The organism is Phytobacter sp. V91 (genome assembly GCF_965644225.1).
GTDB lineage: Bacteria > Pseudomonadota > Gammaproteobacteria > Enterobacterales > Enterobacteriaceae > CBFFRJ01.
The window spans coordinates 20515-40033 of record NZ_CBFFRJ010000005.1 but is presented as its reverse complement, the minus strand read 5'-3'; the positions used below and the strand labels follow the sequence as shown (position 1 = coordinate 40033).

At 54.1% G+C, this 19519-nt stretch carries 21 protein-coding genes; 5 read left to right on the top strand and 16 right to left on the bottom strand.

Annotation, left to right across the window (positions count from 1 at the left end):
• Nucleotides 1–185 precede the first annotated feature (185 nt).
• The 4 genes from folX to ACSZO4_RS01880 all read left to right on the top strand — a co-directional run bounded on the left by folX (nucleotide 186) and on the right by ACSZO4_RS01880 (nucleotide 2628).
• A complete protein-coding gene (gene folX, locus ACSZO4_RS01895; protein WP_437887144.1) occupies nucleotides 186–548 on the top strand; it encodes a dihydroneopterin triphosphate 2'-epimerase in 363 nt (120 codons plus the stop codon).
• An 18-nt stretch (nucleotides 549–566) separates the two neighbouring features.
• Entirely contained in the window at nucleotides 567–1460 is an 894-nt protein-coding gene (locus tag ACSZO4_RS01890) for a TIGR01777 family oxidoreductase (RefSeq protein ID WP_437887142.1), read from the top strand.
• A gap of 79 nt (nucleotides 1461–1539) precedes the next feature.
• On the top strand, nucleotides 1540–2040 hold the full coding sequence (locus tag ACSZO4_RS01885; RefSeq protein WP_437887141.1) for a GNAT family N-acetyltransferase: 501 nt from the start codon (nucleotides 1540–1542) through the stop codon (nucleotides 2038–2040).
• Between the two features lie 3 nt (nucleotides 2041–2043).
• On the top strand, nucleotides 2044–2628 hold the full coding sequence (locus ACSZO4_RS01880; protein ID WP_437887140.1) for a hypothetical protein: 585 nt from the start codon (nucleotides 2044–2046) through the stop codon (nucleotides 2626–2628).
• Between the two features lie 78 nt (nucleotides 2629–2706).
• Here the strand turns inward: ACSZO4_RS01880 and hisP are convergent, their stop codons facing one another.
• The 15 genes from hisP to pdxB all read right to left on the bottom strand — a co-directional run bounded on the left by hisP (nucleotide 2707) and on the right by pdxB (nucleotide 16748).
• The gene (hisP, locus tag ACSZO4_RS01875; RefSeq protein WP_437887139.1) at nucleotides 2707–3480 is read right to left on the bottom strand and encodes a histidine ABC transporter ATP-binding protein HisP; all 774 of its coding nucleotides are present in this window, start codon (nucleotides 3478–3480) and stop codon (nucleotides 2707–2709) included.
• Between the two features lie 7 nt (nucleotides 3481–3487).
• On the bottom strand, nucleotides 3488–4204 hold the full coding sequence (locus ACSZO4_RS01870) for an ABC transporter permease (RefSeq protein ID WP_437887138.1): 717 nt from the start codon (nucleotides 4202–4204) through the stop codon (nucleotides 3488–3490).
• A complete protein-coding gene (locus ACSZO4_RS01865) occupies nucleotides 4201–4887 on the bottom strand; it encodes a histidine ABC transporter permease HisQ (RefSeq protein WP_437887137.1) in 687 nt (228 codons plus the stop codon). Before ACSZO4_RS01865 ends, ACSZO4_RS01870 begins: the two co-directional genes overlap by 4 nt.
• A gap of 84 nt (nucleotides 4888–4971) precedes the next feature.
• Nucleotides 4972–5754, bottom strand: coding sequence for a histidine ABC transporter substrate-binding protein HisJ (hisJ, locus tag ACSZO4_RS01860; RefSeq protein WP_437887136.1), 783 nt, complete (start codon nucleotides 5752–5754; stop codon nucleotides 4972–4974).
• Nucleotides 5755–6005: 251 nt separating this feature from the next.
• The gene (argT, locus tag ACSZO4_RS01855) at nucleotides 6006–6788 is read right to left on the bottom strand and encodes a lysine/arginine/ornithine ABC transporter substrate-binding protein ArgT (protein ID WP_437887135.1); all 783 of its coding nucleotides are present in this window, start codon (nucleotides 6786–6788) and stop codon (nucleotides 6006–6008) included.
• 271 nt (nucleotides 6789–7059) lie between these two features.
• Nucleotides 7060–7641 carry a UbiX family flavin prenyltransferase gene (locus tag ACSZO4_RS01850; RefSeq protein WP_437887134.1) on the bottom strand — a complete coding sequence of 194 codons (582 nt, stop codon included), beginning with the start codon at nucleotides 7639–7641 and terminating at the stop codon, nucleotides 7060–7062.
• A gap of 102 nt (nucleotides 7642–7743) precedes the next feature.
• On the bottom strand, nucleotides 7744–9261 hold the full coding sequence (gene purF / locus ACSZO4_RS01845; protein WP_437887133.1) for an amidophosphoribosyltransferase: 1518 nt from the start codon (nucleotides 9259–9261) through the stop codon (nucleotides 7744–7746).
• Nucleotides 9262–9294: 33 nt separating this feature from the next.
• A complete protein-coding gene (gene cvpA / locus ACSZO4_RS01840; protein WP_437887132.1) occupies nucleotides 9295–9783 on the bottom strand; it encodes a colicin V production protein in 489 nt (162 codons plus the stop codon).
• A gap of 224 nt (nucleotides 9784–10007) precedes the next feature.
• Nucleotides 10008–10688 carry a cell division protein DedD gene (gene dedD, locus ACSZO4_RS01835; RefSeq protein WP_437887131.1) on the bottom strand — a complete coding sequence of 227 codons (681 nt, stop codon included), beginning with the start codon at nucleotides 10686–10688 and terminating at the stop codon, nucleotides 10008–10010.
• Complete coding sequence (gene folC, locus ACSZO4_RS01830) at nucleotides 10678–11946, bottom strand: bifunctional tetrahydrofolate synthase/dihydrofolate synthase (RefSeq protein ID WP_437887130.1); 1269 nt, start codon at nucleotides 11944–11946, stop codon at nucleotides 10678–10680. Before folC ends, dedD begins: the two co-directional genes overlap by 11 nt.
• 70 nt (nucleotides 11947–12016) lie before the next feature.
• A complete protein-coding gene (accD, locus tag ACSZO4_RS01825) occupies nucleotides 12017–12931 on the bottom strand; it encodes an acetyl-CoA carboxylase, carboxyltransferase subunit beta (RefSeq protein WP_437887129.1) in 915 nt (304 codons plus the stop codon).
• Between the two features lie 103 nt (nucleotides 12932–13034).
• Entirely contained in the window at nucleotides 13035–13694 is a 660-nt protein-coding gene (locus ACSZO4_RS01820) for a DedA family protein (RefSeq protein WP_437887128.1), read from the bottom strand.
• 26 nt (nucleotides 13695–13720) lie between these two features.
• Nucleotides 13721–14533, bottom strand: coding sequence for a tRNA pseudouridine(38-40) synthase TruA (gene truA, locus ACSZO4_RS01815; protein ID WP_437887127.1), 813 nt, complete (start codon nucleotides 14531–14533; stop codon nucleotides 13721–13723).
• Nucleotides 14533–15546, bottom strand: a complete 1014-nt coding sequence (locus tag ACSZO4_RS01810; RefSeq protein WP_437887126.1) for an aspartate-semialdehyde dehydrogenase — start codon at nucleotides 15544–15546, stop codon at nucleotides 14533–14535. The genes truA and ACSZO4_RS01810 overlap by 1 nt, the downstream gene beginning before the upstream one ends.
• 65 nt (nucleotides 15547–15611) lie before the next feature.
• Entirely contained in the window at nucleotides 15612–16748 is a 1137-nt protein-coding gene (gene pdxB, locus ACSZO4_RS01805) for a 4-phosphoerythronate dehydrogenase PdxB (protein WP_437887125.1), read from the bottom strand.
• 93 nt (nucleotides 16749–16841) lie between these two features.
• Here pdxB and flk point away from each other — a divergent pair, with 93 nt between their 5' ends.
• Nucleotides 16842–17849 (top strand): flagella biosynthesis regulator Flk, encoded by a 1008-nt coding sequence (flk, locus tag ACSZO4_RS01800; protein WP_437887178.1) that lies wholly within the window; start codon nucleotides 16842–16844, stop codon nucleotides 17847–17849.
• Between the two features lie 32 nt (nucleotides 17850–17881).
• Here the strand turns inward: flk and ACSZO4_RS01795 are convergent, their stop codons facing one another.
• Nucleotides 17882–19312, bottom strand: a complete 1431-nt coding sequence (locus tag ACSZO4_RS01795; protein WP_437887124.1) for a 6-phospho-beta-glucosidase — start codon at nucleotides 19310–19312, stop codon at nucleotides 17882–17884.
• Nucleotides 19313–19519: the final 207 nt, after the last annotated feature.

The window sequence follows — 19519 nt, the reverse complement described above, 5'->3', positions numbered from 1 at the left end:
ACATCCTCTCAACGATTAGGTTTCCCAACAAAATATAACGTCTTGTAAAAACTGTCACTTGATGAAAACTCACACATTCACGCTTCGCCGCAACTCAGAGGTACAGAATAGCCTGCGAAACTGACAAACGCGGTCGTTTTCCTCGTGTATTATGAGGCTGCCTGGTCACCTGAAGGAAAATTGCAATGTCACAATCAGACGCCATTATTCGGATCAAAAATTTGCGCCTGCGTACCTTTATCGGCATCAAAGAAGAAGAGATCGCCAACCGTCAGGATATCGTTATCAATATCGCCATTCATTATCCTGCCGACAAAGCCCGTGCCAGTGAAGATATCAACGATGCCCTGAACTACCGCACGCTGACCAAGAACATCATTGCGCACGTTGAAAGTAACCGTTTCTCGTTACTGGAAAAATTAACTCAGGATGTGCTGAATATCGCACGCGAACATCATTGGGTCACATATGCTGAAGTGGAAATCGATAAACTTCACGCGCTGCGTTATGCCGATTCGGTGTCGATGACCCTGAGCTGGCGACGTTAAGCGCAACCGGGAGGTTGCATGAAGATTCTGATCACTGGCGGTACAGGTCTGATTGGCCGTTTTCTTATTCCTCGTTTGCAGGGGCTGGGGCATGAAGTCACGGTGGTGACGCGTAACCCCGCCAACGCGCAACGCATTCTGGGCAGCAGCGTCACTCTCCTGCATAAGCTGGATGACCTTAAAGACCTTAACGACATTGATGCAGTCATTAATCTGGCGGGCGAACCCATCGCCGACAAACGCTGGAGCGAGCAACAAAAACAGCGGCTGTGCGAAAGCCGCTGGTTGATAACCCAAAAGCTGGTTGATCTTATCCGCGCCAGCAGCACCCCACCTGCCGTGCTGATTTCCGGTTCCGCCGTCGGTTACTACGGCGATTCAGGTGAGGTGGTGGTGACGGAGGACGAGCCTGCGCATAACGAATTTACCCATCAACTCTGCGCACGCTGGGAGCAGATCGCCAGCGAGGCGCAAAGCACGCAGACGCGAGTTTGTTTGCTGCGGACCGGGGTGGTGTTTGCCCCCAAAGGCGGGATCCTCGGCAAAATGCTGCCTCTGTTTCGCACCGGGCTGGGCGGCCCGGTTGGCAATGGCCGTCAGTACATGGCATGGATCCATATCGATGATATGGCAAACGGCATCATCTGGTTGCTGAATAACGACCTGAGTGGCCCCTTCAATATGGTTTCCCCCTGGCCGGTGCGCAATGAGCAGTTCGCCCATGCGCTTGGTCAGGTGCTTAATCGCCCGGCGATTGTCCGCGCTCCGGCAACGGCCGTGCGTCTGCTGATGGGCGAATCTGCCGTGCTGGTGCTTGGCGGTCAACGGGCGCTGCCCAAACGGCTGGAGGCTTCCGGTTTTGGCTTTCGCTGGTTTGATCTGGAAGAAGCACTGCAAAATGTGGTGAGGTAACCCACTTTATTTAAGGTCTTTACCCTCCCCCTTCCGGTGCTAAGCTAACGCACTTTTCACCGGAAGGACTGCATCCTGAATGATCTTAAGTACCCCGCGCCTGACGCTCTCGCCGTTTAGCGAGGCTGACTGGCCTTTTTTCCTCGCCATGCGCCAAAGCCCGGATGTCATGCGTTATATGGGTGAGATTGCCACTGAGCAAGATATTCGCACCCTGTTTAACATGCATCTTCACGACCAGCATTCTTTTGTCATCCGCGATCGCGCGGGTGAAGCATTGGGCGACATCGGTCTGCATATCAGCACTGAGCACCCGCAGGAAGCCGATGTCGGCTATTCCATCGCGCCTTTTGCACAGGGGAAGGGTTTTGCCAGTGAAGCGCTGGCGGCCATCCAGGATTACGCTTTTGGGCATACCTCCATCACCGCGCTGAATGCCTGGGTGCTGGCAGATAACCATGGCTCGGTGCGGGTAGTGGAAAAACTCGGTTTTGTGCGTGTGCAGATGCTGGAAAAGGCATTCACAATCAATAGCGTGGATTACGACGACTGGGTTTACCGGCTGGAAAAAGAGGCATAACAGGTGGCAACAGGGACGTACTATTTCGACTCACAAAAGAGACTCAGCATCATTGCTCTGACGCTACTGGGCCTGTGGTTAGGGTGGATGATGGCTACCGCATTGTTCAGCCATTGGGTTTACCTGAAAGACCATGCCCCAGATACGCTGATAATCATCACCGCAGCCTGTGCAATTGGCCTGTTTGTCGCATGGCGACAACTGATGCGCGGCAGCCTGCTGGCAAGCGAATCTTTTACGCTGTTTAAAACCTTTTTCTACACGACGCTGCTGGTCAGCATTACCTTGTGGCAGACGCCAGAAGCCTGGGTGCGGCTGACGGCCAGTGAGAGCGTCACCCGGAACGTCTCCTTTACGATACACCACCCAGGGCCATCCACCTCCCGCTTCAGCAACTGTAAGACAGGTATGCGCTTTTATGATGATGAGCTACGTCGAACGATGTTTTTCTGCGAGCAGGACAGCAATGTTCCACCCGGATCGCACAGGGTCCAGGTGGAAAAGCTAATGAATGACCATGGCGGCCGCTACCTGCGTTATCGCTACATCCGTGCGGACAATTCGTTCGCAGCATGGCGAAACCTGTAAGCCTGGATTACAGGCTCTTCCCTGTCTCAAAACTGCTGGATGAGTCAAGGCTACCGACGAACGCCGGTAGCCGAAGCGTTACTTCAGTGAACCTTTGAGGAACTGCTGCAGACGGGCGCTTTTCGGGTTGCCGAACAGTTCATCCGGTGCACCCTCTTCTTCAATCTTGCCCTGATGCAGGAAGATGACGTGGGTAGAAACAGTGCGGGCAAAGCCCATTTCATGCGTGACCACCACCATCGTTTTCCCCTCTTCAGCCAGCTGCTGCATAATGCGCAGCACTTCGCCGACCAGCTCAGGATCAAGCGCTGAAGTGGGTTCATCAAACAACAGAACTTCCGGCTCCATCGCCAGCGCTCTGGCAATGGAAACACGCTGCTGCTGACCACCGGAAAGGTGCACCGGGTATTTCGCCTGCTGCATCTCATCAATACCCACTTTCGCCAGGTATTTGATGGCGCGATCGCGGGCTTCCTGCTTGCTCAGTCCCAGAACCTGAATCGGCGCTTCCATGACGTTCTCAAGCACGGTCATATGGCTCCACAGGTTGAAGTGCTGGAACACCATCGTCAGACGGGTGCGCAGCGAACGCAGCTGCTGCTTGTCTGCCACCTTCAGCTGGCCGTCTTTGTCGCGCACCAGGTTAATGTTCTCGCCGCTGACGACGAGAGAGCCTTCACTCGGTTTTTCGAGAAAGTTAATGCAGCGCAGGAAGGTACTTTTTCCGGATCCGGACGAGCCGATAATGCTGATCACATCCCCGGCGTTTGCGCGCAGTGACACCCCTTTCAGCACTTCATGTTCGCCATAGCGCTTGTGCAGATCGATAACGTTTAATTTATTGTCAGCCATGATGTTCTCAGTGCGTCGAAGAAGGTTTGATATGCTGCAACCAGCGCTTTTCCGCCTTGCGGAACAAGCTAATCAGCACATAAGAGATAATCAAATACAGCACCGCTGCAAGCCCAAACGCGGTAAACGGCTGGTAGGTGGCAGAGTTGATATCGCGGGCGATTTTCAGCAAATCCGGCACCGTTGCGGTAAAGGCCAGCGCCGTGGAGTGCAGCATCAGTATCACTTCATTGCTGTAGGCTGGCAGCGCGATGCGCAGCGCCGACGGCAAAATAATCGAGCGATACATCTTCACCGACGAGAAGCCATAGGCGCGAGCCGCTTCGATTTCACCGGCCGGTACGGAACGAATCGCCCCGGCAAAAATCTCGGTGGTATAAGCACAGGTATTCAGCGTCAGCGCCAGCACCGTACAGTTTAAGCCACTGCGGAAAAACGCATTCAGCAGCTCGGTGCCTTTGACGATTTCCAGGGTGTACATACCGGAGTAGAACACCAGCAGCTGCACATACAGCGGCGTACCGCGAAAAATATAGGTAAACAGCCAGATAGGGAACTGAATATATTTGTTGCTGGAAACGCGTCCGATAGCCAGAAACACCGCCATAACGCCGCCCATCACCACCGATGAAATCAGCAGCCACAGCGTAATTGCGACCCCGGTAAAGCGGTAGCCATCTGTCCACACCAGCGCCTTCCAGTACTCCTGAATAATCTCGATCACAGGTCAGCCCTCTTCACACCTACGGAGTAGCGACGTTCGAGAAGAAGCAGTACGCCATTGGAAACAGTGGTAAACAGCAGATAAATCAAGCCGCAGACGATAGCGAAGTAGAACGGCTCCCAGGTACTTTTCCCGGCCAGCTGTGTCGCTTTGACCACATCTTCCAGCCCCAGTAATGAGACCAGCGCGGTCGCTTTGAGGATAACCTGCCAGTTGTTGCCAATTCCCGGCAGCGCATAGCGCATCATGGCCGGAAACAGAATACGGCGGAAGGTTTGGGTGTGGGTAAAACCAAAGGCGGTCGCCGCCTCAATATGCCCTTTCGGCACCGCCATAAAGGCGCCACGAAACGTCTCGGTGAAGTAAGCGCCATAAATAAAACCGAGGGTGATTATCCCGGCCACCATCGGGTCGATATCCAGCTGATCCATACCCATCGCGTCAGTCAGCGCATTAAGGGCAATTTGCAGTCCGTAAAAAATCAGCAGCATCAGCACCAGGTCTGGTACGCCGCGAATCAGTGTCGTGTAGCCTTCGAAGAAAAGCGCCATCGGACGACTTTTCGAGAGCTTGGCTCCCGCGCCCGCCAGGCCAATGATGACGGCCAGTACCACTGAGCTGATAGCCAGCTCCAGCGTCACAATGGCGCCATTGAATATAACTTGAGAAAACCCGTACAGCATGCAGCCTGTCCTGTCGTGTGTCATGTTTGCCGTGTCTCTTCCCCTCCCGAATCAGGAGGGGCCGCACGTTAAACACGCGTGGAATTAACCACCATAAACATCAAAATCAAAATACTTTTTCGCCAGTTTTTCATAGGTGCCATCGGCACGCATTTCGGCAAACGCCTTGTTCAGCGCTTCACGCAGCTCGTTGTCATCCTTACGTACGCCCATTCCGGTACCGACGCCAAACAGCTTCTCGTCTTTAACTGACGGGCCGCCAAATTTGTAGTCTTTACCTACCGGGGTTTTCAGGAAGCCTTCGCTGGCAGCCACTTCATCCTGGAAGGCCGCATCAATGCGCCCTGCGGTCAGGTCAGCATAGATATTGTCCTGGCCCTGATAGGAGACAATTTCGATGCCTTTTGGCGCCCAGTGGACGTTACCGTAGGTTTCCTGCGTGGTACCTTGCAGAACCCCAACACGCTTGCCTTTCAGCTTATCGAGTTCAGGCTGAATATCCGAATTTGCGGCCACAACCAGACGCGAATCCGCCGCATACAGCTTGTCGGTGAACGAAATTTCCTGCTGGCGTTTTTCAGTAATTGAGAGAGATGACATGATGGCATCAATTTTCTTCGCTTTTAACGAAGGGATCAGCGCATCCAGTGGGTTCTCAATGAACACACACTGGGTTTTAATGCGTTGGCACAGCTCTTTCGCCAAATCGATATCAAAACCCACCAATTCTCCCTGCGCATTCTTCGATTCGAAGGGGGCATAAGTAGGATCGGTACCGATACGAATTTTTTGTGGGATTGCTGCGAATGCGCCGGAAGCGCTGGAGATAGCGAGCACCAGAGAAAGTGATAACACCAATTTTTTCATAAATATCCTCAACAGACTGTCTTTCCTAAGGGATTTATTAGAAGAATACGGTGTCGCTATCGTGCCATCATATGGCACTGCAAGGCAAAGCATTCTGCCCGCCTGACGGCTTTTTTTGCATCGTTATTGCTTAGTTATGCAGTAGCGCTTCATTTTAGTGCAGGCGACGCACCAAAAAGAGACATCACCACTAATGATGCACCACTCTGGCGAGCCAAAATGGCGCATCGCATTAAGACCTGCTAAGGGACTTAGTCACCGTAGACGTTAAAGTCGAAGTATTTCTTCGCCAGTTTGTCGTAAGTGCCATCTTTGCGCATTTCATCAAAGGCTTTATTGAACGCCGCCGTCAGCTCTGTATCGTCTTTACGCAGACCAATACCGGTACCGTCGCCAAAGTATTTTTTGTCTTTAACGGACGGGCCTGCAAAGGCAAAGTCTTTACCAGCAGGTTGCTTGAGGAAGCCTTCGCTTGCCGCGACTTCATCCTGGAAAGCCGCATCCAGACGACCTGCAGCCAGGTCAGAGTAGATCAGATCCTGGTTCTGGTAAGCCACCACATCGATACCCTTGCTACGCCAGATATCGTTGCCATAAGCCTCCTGAGTGGAGCCTTGCAGTACGCCGACATGTTTGCCTTTCAGCGACTCGATAGTCGGTACAATTGGCGAACCTTTAGTGGCGATCAGGCGGGAGTTAGCGGCATAGAGCGGCTCAGAGAAGGCAATCTCCTGCTGGCGCTTCTCAGTAATAGAGAGAGAAGAGATGATGGCGTCGATTTTCTTCGCTTTCAGGGATGGGATCAGCGCGTCAAAATCGCTACCCACCCAGCTGCATTTGACCTTAATGCGGGAACACATCTCATTACCGAGATCGATATCAAAACCGACAAAATCCCCTTTCGCATCTTTAGAGGAGAACGGTGCGTATGTCGCATCAGTACCGATGCGCACAGTTTGGGGAAGCGCTGCGTAAACGCTGGATGCCGCAGACAGCCCCAGCAGTAAAGACAGAGCAATAACCGTCTTCTTCATACAATACCCTCAAGTGTTCTGATTTTATTATCGTGCGTTGTGTTGTGTGTTGCTGACTGTTTCCTTGCACGTCTTATGCCAGTTTCGTCGCGCGAAAAAACATAAGCGTTAAATATGTTAATGAAAGGTTGCAAGTTCACCTTAGTGGTGAAAGATAGCAGGTCGGCCGAACGAACCAGAGTGTTAACAAGGTAAAAAAGGAATTAAATGTTGAGGATATGATCAGGCTTCCAAAAATGCCCTGTAAAAGGGCATCCGCCGCCACAGCGCACTATTTTGTGGCGTTAGCCCCCTGCCAGCGGGTGAATAGATCCGTTGGCAGATCAATATCGAACTGATCGGTAACGCGGTTTACGGTCTGATTAATAACATCATCAAGGGATTGCGGGTTGTGATAGAAAGCCGGGACAGGCGGCATGATCACCGCGCCCAGCTCGGCCGCCTGGGTCATTAAGCGCAAATGACCAAGGTGCAGTGGCGTTTCACGCACGCACAGCACCAGCGGACGGCGCTCTTTTAGCACCACATCCGCTGCGCGGGTGAGCAGGCTGTCGGTATAGCTGTGCACAATGCCGGAGAGGGTTTTGATTGAGCAGGGCAGGATAACCATGCCAGCGGTTTTAAACGAGCCTGACGAGATGCTGGCCGCAATATCGCGAACATCGTGAACCACATCAGCCAGCGACTGCACATCACGCAGGGTCAGGCTGGTTTCAAGAGAGAGCGTCTGACGGGCGGCCGGGCTCATCACCAGATGGGTTTCAACCTCTGCCACGTCGCGCAATACCTGCAACAAGCGCACGCCATAAATCGCGCCGCTGGCGCCTGAGATCCCCACAATGAGTCGTTTCATAACTGTCGCCTTTGTTCACACTGAGGCAGACTTTGCCGGAATCTGGAGGGAGTTGCAACTGATGAGCGCCCTCCCAACCAGCAGAGGGCGCTTAAAGGCAGATTAACCTTCGTTATGCATTTCTAAGCTTTCCACTTCGTTCTGAAGCTGGACGGCTTTGGCATCGTCATTACGCAGGGAATCGAGATAATCGAGGTATTGCTGGTTCACGTCTTTGGTGACATAAATCCCGTTGAAGACCGAGCATTCGAACTGCTGGATATCCGGGTTTTCTGCACGGACGGCGTCAATCAGATCGTTAAGATCCTGGAAGATGAGCGCATCGGCACCGATAATCTGGCGGATTTCGTCAACTTCCCGACCGTGGGCAATCAGCTCATTCGCGGTCGGCATATCAATGCCGTACACGTTAGGGAAGCGGATCTCCGGCGCTGCAGAGGCCAGATACACTTTCTTCGCCCCGGCTTCACGCGCCATCTCAATAATCTGCTCCGACGTGGTGCCGCGAACGATAGAGTCATCCACCAGCAGGACATTCTTACCACGGAACTCAGCACGGTTGGCGTTCAGTTTACGACGCACCGATTTACGCCGTAACTGCTGACCCGGCATGATAAAGGTACGACCGACGTAACGGTTTTTCACAAACCCCTGACGATAAGGTTTGCCGAGGATACGCGCCATTTCCAGGGCGATATCACAGGAGGTTTCCGGGATCGGGATAACCACGTCGATTTCCAGATCTTCCCATTCACGCGCAATTTTCTCGCCAAGTTTAGTACCCATATTGACACGCGCACTGTAGACGGAAATTTTGTCGATAAAGGAGTCCGGACGGGCAAAATAGACGTACTCGAACAGGCACGGGTTGCTGACCGGGTTATCCGCGCACTGGCGGGTAAACAGCTGACCTTTCTCCGTCACGTATACCGCTTCACCCGGTGCGATATCACGCAGGAATTCGAAGCCCAGCGTATCAAGGGCAACGCTTTCTGACGCCATCATGTATTCGGTACGACCATCACCGAGATCGCGTTTACCCAGCACCAGGGGGCGAATACCGTTCGGATCGCGGAAGGCAACCATACCGTGGCCGATAATCATCGCCACACAGGCGTAGGCCCCACGGATCTGACGGTTCGTTGCCGCAACCGCTGCGAAAACATTGTCTGCTTCCAGCGGATAGTGACGGAAGTTATCCAGCTCGCTGGCGAAAATATTGAGCAGGATTTCTGAATCGGAGGTGGTGTTGATGTGACGGCGCTTTTCTTCAAACAATTTCGCGCGCAGCTCATGGGCATTCGTCAGGTTGCCATTGTGGGCAAGCGTGATGCCATAAGGGGAGTTGACGTAAAAAGGCTGTGCCTCAGACGCGCTGGAACTCCCTGCGGTCGGATAACGCACATGACCGATACCCATGTTCCCTTGCAGACGCTGCATATGGCGGGCTTCGAAAACATCGTTGACCATGCCATTTGCTTTACGCAGACGGAAACAATTATTCGCATCAATAGTAATGATGCCAGCAGCATCCTGGCCACGGTGCTGAAGCACCGATAACGCGTCATAAATCGACTGGTTGACCGGTGTAAAACCGGCGATACCGACAATACCGCACATACGTCTTTTCCTCGTTAAGCCACATCTCAGAGCTTATACCCTGGGCAAGAAACTCGACGAACTTTGCAGATAGTCAAAGAACCATCTGATGATGAAACTGAATTGCGGGATAAACTGCGATTTCTGCCAGTCATCACTTTTCGACAGGCCCGTAAAGGTATCAAGGAAGAACAGAATGGCGGCGACGATCAGCACACCGCGCAGCGCGCCAAAACAGATCCCCAACACCCTGTCTGTACCCGACAGGCCGGTTTTTTCCACAAGCTGGCCTATTACGTAATTGACAATAGCGCCAACAATCAGTGTCGCAATGAACAGCACCGCAATGGCGATTCCGTTGCGAACCAGTTCATCTTCAAAGCCCGTGAACCAGACTGACAGGTAAGTGTAGTAATGACTGGCGACAAAGAAGGCACAGCCCCATGTCACCAGCGATAACGCTTCACGAACAAAGCCACGGATAAGGCTTACCAAACAGGAAAAACCAATCACCGCGATGATGGCGTAATCAATCCAGACCATATGTGTCCCACGATTAAACGCCCTGCCGTCCAGTTCGGGGCGAATTCTAACAGAAAAAGAAAACGTTTGCGTAGGGATTTCCTTCCCGCGCGTAAATAAAAATGGCGCTGAAAAAACATTCAACGCCATCGCTTTTTTAGCCTCTTCGGGCGTGTTTTTGCATTCTTATTTTACACCCTCACCCCGGCCCTCTCCCCAAAGGGGAGAGGGGCGCAAACCGCACACTAGTTAGCGCTGTAATTCATCACCACGCCGTTAAGACCAGAAATCTGCTTCAACTCTTCCAGCGAACCTTTGAGCTTATCTCTCGACGCATCCGGCCCAACCAGAATACGGGTGATTTTACCCGGCACCGGAGTGGTCGGCGACGTATAAACGCGATACCCGGCGCCACGCAGTTTGCCAACAATCTCTGTCACCTTATCGGCGTTCTTAAGCGCCCCCAGTTGCACAACGTAGGCTTTTCCTGTCGGCGCGGGTTTTTCAGCCACAGGTTGCTCAACGGCAGGCGGCGTTGTCGCCACTTGTTCAACGGGTTTGGCTGGCTGCGGCTTCGGCTGCGGTTTTTCAACGGCCTTAGGCTGTTCGGTACGTGCGGGTGTGGTTATCTCAGGATTTGTCGCCCCGCTGGCGGCCTGGCGCGATGCATCCAGCGATGGCGCTGCCGCATCCCCGGCCTGAACTTCTTCTGCCGCCCCTTCCGGCGGCTGAGCCGGCAGAGCCTGGGTTGCAGCAGGCATCATATCCGGCTCATCGCGATCGCCAGGTTTTGGGACCAGCGGGATTGCGGCAAACTCATCCTGATAATGTTTTTTTTGCCCGTCGAGCAGTCCCGGGAGAATAATCACCCCGAGCGCGACCAGTACAATGGTACCCATTAATCGGTTCTGAAACTTACTCGCCACCGGCTCTCCCCGCGTCCATCGCTTCCATGACATGCGCCACCGTGTGGAATGAACCACACACCAGCACCGTATCTTCAGTCTTCGCTTGCGCCATCGCGGCATGCCAGGCTGAGGCCACATCCTGATACGCCATACCCGCAGGCAGGTGCGCCATCAATTGTTCCGCCGTCGCGCCGCGCGGTCCTTCCAGAGGGGCACAATACCAGCTATCAACCACCGGCTCCAGACAGGCAAGCGTTCCGGCGATGTCTTTATCATGCAGCATGCCGATAACCCCTAACACGCGCCCTTTTTTATCTTCTGCGCCGAGGCGGCAAGCCAGATAAGCCGCCGCATGAGGATTATGCGCCACATCCAGAATCACGCGCGGATTTTCGCGCACAATCTGGAAGCGCCCTGGCAAAATCGCCGTGGCAATACCTTCCCGAATAGCCTGCTCGCTGACGTTTAAACCGCTGGCGCGCAGTGCTGCCAGGGCGGTCGCCGCGTTAGGCTGCGGGACCTGAGGCAGCGGCAGCCCGGTAAGCGTGCCGTTAGCATCCGTAAAGCGCCAGCTGTCGCCCGTAACCTCGTACTGCCAGTCAACGCCACGGCGCAAAAGCTGTGCGCCCTTCTCATTGGCCACATCGGCAATGCTCTGCGGCATATCACTTTCACCCACAACCGCAGGTACGCCAGCCCGGAACACGCCCGCTTTTTCACGACCGATGCTTTCGCGATCCGGCCCCAGCCAGTCAGTGTGATCAAGGGCAATGCTGGTGACAACGGCCACGTCCGCATCGACCAGGTTGGTGGCATCCAGACGCCCGCCTAAACCGACTTCCAGGATAACCACATCGACTTGCGCCTGTTTAAACAGCCACAGTGCGGAGAGGGTGCCGTACTCAAAATAGGTCAGCGAAGTTTCACCGCGCAGCGCCTCGATTTGCGCAAACGAACGGGTGTGCTCGCTTTCGGCAAGCTCAGCATTCTGGATACGCACGCGCTCAGTGTAGCGCACCAGATGAGGCGAACTGTACACGCCGACCCTGAAACCGGCGGCCAGCAGAATGGATTCGAGAGTACGGCAGGTCGTACCTTTGCCGTTGGTTCCGGCAACGGTAAAAACAAAGGGCGCAGGATGGAGCACGTCAAGACGCGCCGCCACCTGGCTTACGCGTTCAAGGCCCAGGTCGATGGTTTTACTGTGCAGGTTTTCCAGATAAGAAAGCCACGCAGCGAGGGGCGACGTGGCTTGCAAATTGCGTTTAATTTCCATGATGCCCGTAGGTTTTTGACGTTGTAAAAACAAAAGGGCAGCGCCGCGATGGCCCTGCCCTTCGGTATTATCAGGCTTCGGCGTTCTGATCCGGCGCCGGCGGCACCACCAGGGTTTCCCGCGGCGCATCCGGATTCGGCGCAGGCTGATTGGTCAGCTTCGCCAGCACGCTTGCCAGCTTAAAGCGCATTTCTGCACGGCGCACGATCATGTCAATCGCGCCCTTCTCAATCAGGAACTCACTGCGCTGGAATCCCGGCGGCAGTTTTTCACGCACGGTCTGCTCGATAACGCGCGGACCGGCAAAACCAATCAGTGCCTTAGGTTCCGCGATGTTCAGGTCGCCCAGCATGGCGAAACTGGCCGAAACGCCGCCCATAGTCGGGTCAGTGAGCACGGAGATGTACGGCAAACCGCGCTCCTGCATTTTCGCCAGCGCAGCAGAGGTTTTTGCCATCTGCATCAGCGACATCAGGGCTTCCTGCATACGCGCGCCGCCGGAAGCAGAGAAGCAGATCAGCGGGCAATTATCTTCCAGCGCCTGTTCAACGGCACGGACAAAACGCGCACCGACGACAGAGCCCATGGATCCGCCCATAAAGGCGAATTCAAACGCCGCCGCAACCACCGGCATTCCATGCAGAGTGCCTTTCATGACCACCAGCGCATCTTTCTCGCCGGTCTCTTTTTGCGCGCTCGCCAGTCGGTCTTTGTATTTTTTGGAGTCACGGAATTTGAGCACATCTTTCGGCTCAAGTTCGCTACCCAGTTCCACCATTGAACCTTCGTCCATCAGGCTATGCAGGCGATTACGCGCTGTCATTCGCATGTGGTGGTCACACTTAGGGCAGACCTCAAGGTTACGCTCCAGCTCAGCGCGGTAAAGCACCTGACCGCAGCTGTCGCATTTCGTCCACACACCTTCAGGGATGCTTGCCTTGCGGGTGGGGGTAATATTGCTTTTGATTCGTTCAATCCAGCTCATTGATAACCTTTATACATGAACCTGGTAGCCCATAAATGGGGCACATTAAAACATAACAGTTCGAAACTTGGGATAAAAAAGTGGTCGAACCGCCGATGAGTTCTTATTTTGCCTGTCGCGCTGCCGCCCGACGATGTCGAATAACTTCAATCACACCAGGAAGTATAGACACCAGGATGATCGCCACAATCAGCAACTTAAGATTTTCCTGCACCACCGGCAGCGTACCGAAGAAGTAACCGGCATAAGTAAACAGCAGCACCCACAGGAACGCCCCCACCACGTTGAACATGGCGAAATGACGGTAGGACATATGCCCCATTCCGGCGACGAAAGGCGCAAAAGTACGCACGATCGGCACAAAACGCGCCAGGATAATCGTTTTTCCACCGTGTTTCTCATAAAACTGATGCGTTTTATCGAGATAAGCGCGGCGGAAAATTTTCGAATTGGGATTACTGAAAAGTTTGTCGCCAAACACCCGTCCAATCGTGTAGTTGACCGCATCGCCGGCTATCGCCGCGACCAGCATCAGTAACACCATCGTGTGGACATTAAGGTCATTGGTCTCCAGCGATGCCAGCGCCCCGGCAACAAACAGCAGAGAATCACCGGGTAAAAACGGCGTGACCACCAGCCCTGTTTCGCAAAACAGGATCAGAAACAGGATCGCGTAAACCCAAATGCCGTACTGCGCCACCAGCTCCGCCAGGTGCACATCAATATGCAGGATGAAATCAATAAGAAAGTATATGACGTCCATATTGCCTTAGCCTTGTTTGATTGCGACTAGTCCGCGAGGAACAACGGACCCATTGGCAATGCAGGCAGGTCGAAACGCGGTGGGTAATCCACGGCGACGAGATACAACCCTTCTGCTTTTGCCGTTGCGGCCGCCAGCGTTCTGTCCTTAGCTGCCAGTAGCTCTGCTATCCAACTCTCCGGCTGGTTCCCGGCGCCTACTTCCAGCAGGCTGCCGACAATATTCCTGACCATATGGTGTACAAAGGCATTTGCTTTAATGTCGACCACGACGTAAGCGCCATATCGTTGCACCTGAATGTGCATCATAAAGCGCCAGGGCGTGCGCGACTGGCACTGCACTGCACGAAACGAGGTGAAATCATTTTCACCGAGCAAACACTGCGCCGCACGCTGCATGCGGTCAGCATCCAGCGGCAGATAGTGGTGCGTCACCCCCTGACCGAGCACGGCCGGGCGCAGACGATGATTGTAGATGACGTAGCGGTAACGGCGTGCCGTGGCGCTGAAACGTGCATGGAAATCATCCGGGACATGTTTCACCCAACGAACCGCAATGTCTCCAGGTAAATTCGCATTTACACCTAATGTCCAGGCTGCATCTTTACGCACGGCGGTGGTTTCAAAATGGACCACCTGCCCTGTCGCATGCACCCCGGCATCGGTACGCCCGGCGCAATGGACGTTAATGGGCTCATCCGCCACCTGAGAGAGCGCTTTCTCCAGTTTTTCCTGGACGCTACGCACCTCATGCTGACGCTGCCAGCCGTAGTACTTGCTCCCGTCGTATTCAATGCCCAGCGCGATTTTAATCAGCGGCTTTTCAACAACATCGGACATCAGTACAGGTACTCCTGCACCAGTTTTTCCGCGATTTTTACCGACATCAACGCGCCGCCGAAACGGACATTATCGGCAACGGACCAGAACTGCACCTGCTCCGGCATACCGTAATCGTTGCGCACGCAGCCGATGGACAAATGCGCGCTGCCGGAAGCATCCGCAACCTGAGTCGGGAACTCCTGCTCTTCCGAGAGCACAATGTCCTCGCCACGGGCAAAGGCATCACGGGCTTCTTCTGCCGCCAGCGGACGCATCGCTTCGAAGTTCACCATCTGTGCGTGGCCATAAAACACCGGCGCGCGGACGCTGTTCGCGGAGATAATCAACCCGTCGTCCTGTAAAACTTTACGCACCTGATCAACCAGACGACGCTCTACCGGAACCACACCTTCGCTGTCCGGCAGTATCGGCAGCATGTTGAACGCCAGTTGACGGCCAAAGAAATCGTCTTCATCGATCGGGATACCGTTGAGCAGTTTGGCGCTCTGTCCGGCCAGCGCATCCACCGCCTGTTTACCCTGCGCCGACACCGACAGCAGGTTAGTGACCGTAATGCGCGCCAAACCACCGTCATCGATCAGGGGCTTCAACGCCGTCAGCAACTGGCTGGTCAGGGCATCAGGCACGGCAATAATATTGCGGTTGCGATAATCGCTAAGGACGAACGGGTTTACATCCGGCACAACCAGAGGGACATCAGGCTCCAGCGCAAACAGACCGCTGGTATCGATGACCAGACACCCGGCATTGGTCGCCTCTTCAATGTAGTCCGCAGAAGCCTGTGCGCCGGCGACAAAAAACGCCAGCTGTACCTGGGTCCAGTCAAACTGGGCCGCATCTTCGACACGGACGGTTTTTCCGTTATAACGCAGGGATTCACCCGCGCTTTCGTTGCGTGCCAGCGCATACAGTTCGCCAACCGGAAACTCGCGGGCAGAAAGCGTTTCAAGCAAGGCTTCGCCAACGGCACCCGTGGCGCCCAGGACGGCAATATTCCAGCCTTCAGACATGGTGATTTACTCCAGAAAGAAAAGCATGCCTGGCAGATTATCCGCCAGGCAGCATTAAGAAGACATTAACGGGTTGCTTGATGAACGGCGTTGAAACCCAGTTTTTGCAGAAGTTCGGCAGCACTGGCATCATCACACTGCACAAACAGCGATGACCACTCCCGACGCTCAAGATAGTTTTTACGCAGCTTATCGAACTCACCCGGCACGCCCGCTACTTTTCGTAGCAGCGCATCGTCGCGGCGCACATCATACACCAAATGAACCAGTCTTTTCAGGGCCGACTGATCGAGTGGGCCGTGCAGCGTAATGCGGCCAAATTCCGGCGCAGGCAGCAGCGTCGACAGGGCGACCTGCTGACGCTGGCCAATAAACTCGCTGAATGCCTCAAACACCTGGGTGGTGCCACGGGCTTTCCCTTCCAGGGTGTAACCGGCGATATGCGCGGTGCCAATATCGGCTTTTGCAAGTAAGGCCACATCGAGATCCGGCTCCGGCTCCCATACGTCCAGTACCACACTCAGTGCCTGTCCCGCATCCAGGCAGCGCAGCAGGGCGGCGTTATCCACCACCGGGCCACGGCAGGCATTGATAAGGATAGCGCCGGGTTTGAGACGCCGGATAAGCGCCTCATCGGCGAGGTGCAAACTTTTATACGGGCCGTCTTTGAAAAGCGGAGTATGGAACGTGAGCACATCCGCCTCGCGCACCAGCTCATCCAGGGTACGGAAATCCCCCTCATCGCCCCGCTGCGCACGCGGTGGGTCGCACAGCAGCGTGCGCACGCCCCATGCTTCCAGTCGCGCCTGAAGTCGGCTGCCGACATTGCCCACGCCGACAATACCAACAGTGCGGTCACGCAGAGCAAAGCCATCCCGCTCGGCCAGCATCAGCAGCGAAGAGAAGACATATTCCACCACCGCAATGGCGTTACAGCCAGGGGCGGCTGAAAACGCAATCCCCGCCTGGGTAAGCCAGGACTCATCAACATGATCGGTGCCGGCGGTTGCCGTCCCGACAAATTTAATCGCCGTATCCGTGAGCAGCGCTTCGTTGACTTTGGTCACCGAACGCACCATCAGCGCATCCGCATCACGCAGTTCAGCTACCGGGATCGGACGCCCCGGCACCGCCTTCACGTCCCCCAGACGACGGAATAAATCGCTGGCATAAGGCATATTTTCATCAACAAGGATTTTCACGTTACAGGGCCTGTTTGAGTACGGGAATTCAGCCCGCAAGTGTGCCATAATCTTGCCGCCAGGCATACCCGCAATACCCAGAGGATTTCCATGATGCAACCCATCCAGGGCGCGCCCGCGCGCCCTCCCGGGCAAGACCCGGCACCCACGACCAGCGTTGCCGGCGAGCAACCACTCTCCACTATTCAACGCACGGTGCTGGAGCGTTTAATTACGCGCCTGGTGGCGCTGACGCAACAGCAAAGTGCAGAGGTCTGGGCGGGCATCAAACACGATTTAGGCCTTAAAAACGACGCGCCATTGCAGTCGCGTCATTTCCCGGCGGCAGAACAGCATCTTAATCTGCGCCTGGAAACTGCCACGCAGAATCACACGACCCGTCAGGTGGTTTCCCAGCTCACCGAACTCCTCAGCCAGGGGAATAATCGCCAGGCGGTCAGTGATTTTATTCGCCATGAATTTGGCCAGACAGCCTTAAGCCAGCTTACGCCGCAGCAGCTTAAAACGGTGCTGACGCTGCTGCAGAATAATCAGATCTCTGTTCCTCAGCCTCAGCAGCGCCCGGCGACCGACCGCCCCTTATTGCCTGCGGAACATAACTCGCTTAATCAGGCGGTCACCAAACTGGCCGCGGCAACGGGCGAGTCCGGGAAGCTTATCTGGCAATCCATGATGGAACTGTCGGGAGTGAAAAGTGGCGAGTTGATCCCGGCGAAACATTTTGCGCCGCTGATGACCTGGTTGCAGGCGCGTCAGACCTTAAGCCTGCAAACCGCGCCGACCTTACAGACGGTGCAGGTAGCGCTCAAGCAGCCGCTGGATGACGCTGAATGGCAGACGATGAATGATTATGCCCGCCAGAACTGGCAGGCAACGCCGCAAACGGTGCTGACCACAGCTCAGGTGCAGGACATCCTGAACCAGGTCTTCCTGCGCCGCGCGGAACGGTCGCAAAGCATACCTGAAGCCCGCAATATTCAGCCGATTTATAACCCGCTGTTTGCGCCCGTTATCGAGAGCGTGAAGAACCTCTCCGCCAGACCTGGGCTGCTGTTTATCGCCCTGCTGGTCGCCTTTGCGGTTCTGTGGATTGTTATCTAGAAAAATCCCCTCCGGATGGAGGGGATCTGAACTTACAGGTCGCTGCCGTTATTCCTGATGGTTTCTTTATACCAGGCGAAAGATTTTTTGCGGCTGCGTTCAAGCGTGCCGTTACCTTCGTTGTCTTTATCGACATAAATAAAACCGTAGCGTTTTTTCATCTCGCCGGTGCCGGCAGACACCAGATCGATACAACCCCACGGGGTATAGCCCATTAAATCAACACCGTCTTCGACCACGGCTTTTTTCATTTCGCGCAGATGGTTCTGCATATATTCAATACGGTACTGATCGTTAACCGAGCCGTCGCTCTCTTTCTGATCGATAGCGCCGAAGCCGTTCTCAACAATAAACAACGGCAGCTGGTACAGATCGTAGAAATAGTTAAGCGAATAGCGCAGGCCGACAGGGTCAATTTGCCATCCCCAGTCTGATGCTTTCACGTACGGGTTTTTCACCAGACTTTTGGTCTCGTCGTAATCCAGCTGCGGGTTTTCTGCCGTGGCTTTGGTGGCAAAAGACATGTAATAACTAAAACCAATATAATCCACGCAACCCCGTTTCAGGATCTGCAAATCTTCTTGCGTAATGTCGAGGTCGAAGCCTTTGCGCTCAAAGTAATTCAGGATATGGCGTGGGTAATAACCGCGCACGTGGACATCGGTAAACCAGTAACGGCGATGCATGGCGGCGACGGACATCATCATGTCATCCGGCGCGCAGGTCAGGGGGTAGATCGGGCACATGGCGATCATGCAGCCGATCTGCAAATCAGGGTTAATGGCATGCCCAGCTTCCACCGCCAGGGCGCTTGCCACCAGCTCATAGTGGGCCGCCTGATACATTACCGGCTCACGATCTTCACCCTGCGCGTATTTCAGCCCCGAGTTGGTGAAGGGGGCAAAGTCTTCATGGTAGTTTGCCTGGTTATTGATTTCGTTAAACGTCATCCAGTACTTCACCTTGTTTTTATAACGGGTAAAGACGACGCTGGCGAAACGGACAAAGAATTCGATTAATTTACGATTACGCCAGCCACCGTATTCGGTGACGAGGTGATAAGGCATCTCGAAATGGGAAAGCGTAATCACCGGTTCAATATTATATTTCAGACATTCATCGAAGAGATCATCATAGAATTTCAGTCCGGCTTCATTAGGCTCCAGCTCATCGCCTTTCGGGAAAATACGTGTCCAGGCAATCGAGGTGCGGAAACATTTAAAACCCATTTCGGCGAAAAGTTTAATATCCTCGGGGTAGCGATGGTAAAAATCAATCGCATCATGGTTGGGGTAATTTTTCCCCGGTAATACCCCATCGGTAATTTCACGTGGCACACCGTGTGCGCCGGCGGTCATGACATCGGCCACGCTGATGCCCTTGCCGCCCTCTTTCCAGCCACCTTCAAGTTGATGTGCAGCTACTGCGCCGCCCCACAGAAAGTCCGCTTTAAATCCAGCCATGCCTCTCTCCTTTCTCTCAATAGTGGTATCAGAATAAGATATGTAAATATAGTAATGGCCTGACTATAACAGCCCGTAAATTGAATGGGAACGATGCAAAAAGTTATATTGGTGGAATATGTTACATCAATAAAACGAGATGTTTTTTCTGTGCCCTGGCACATGTTTTTATAAAAAATATAAAACATTACATCTCATAGTCATGAA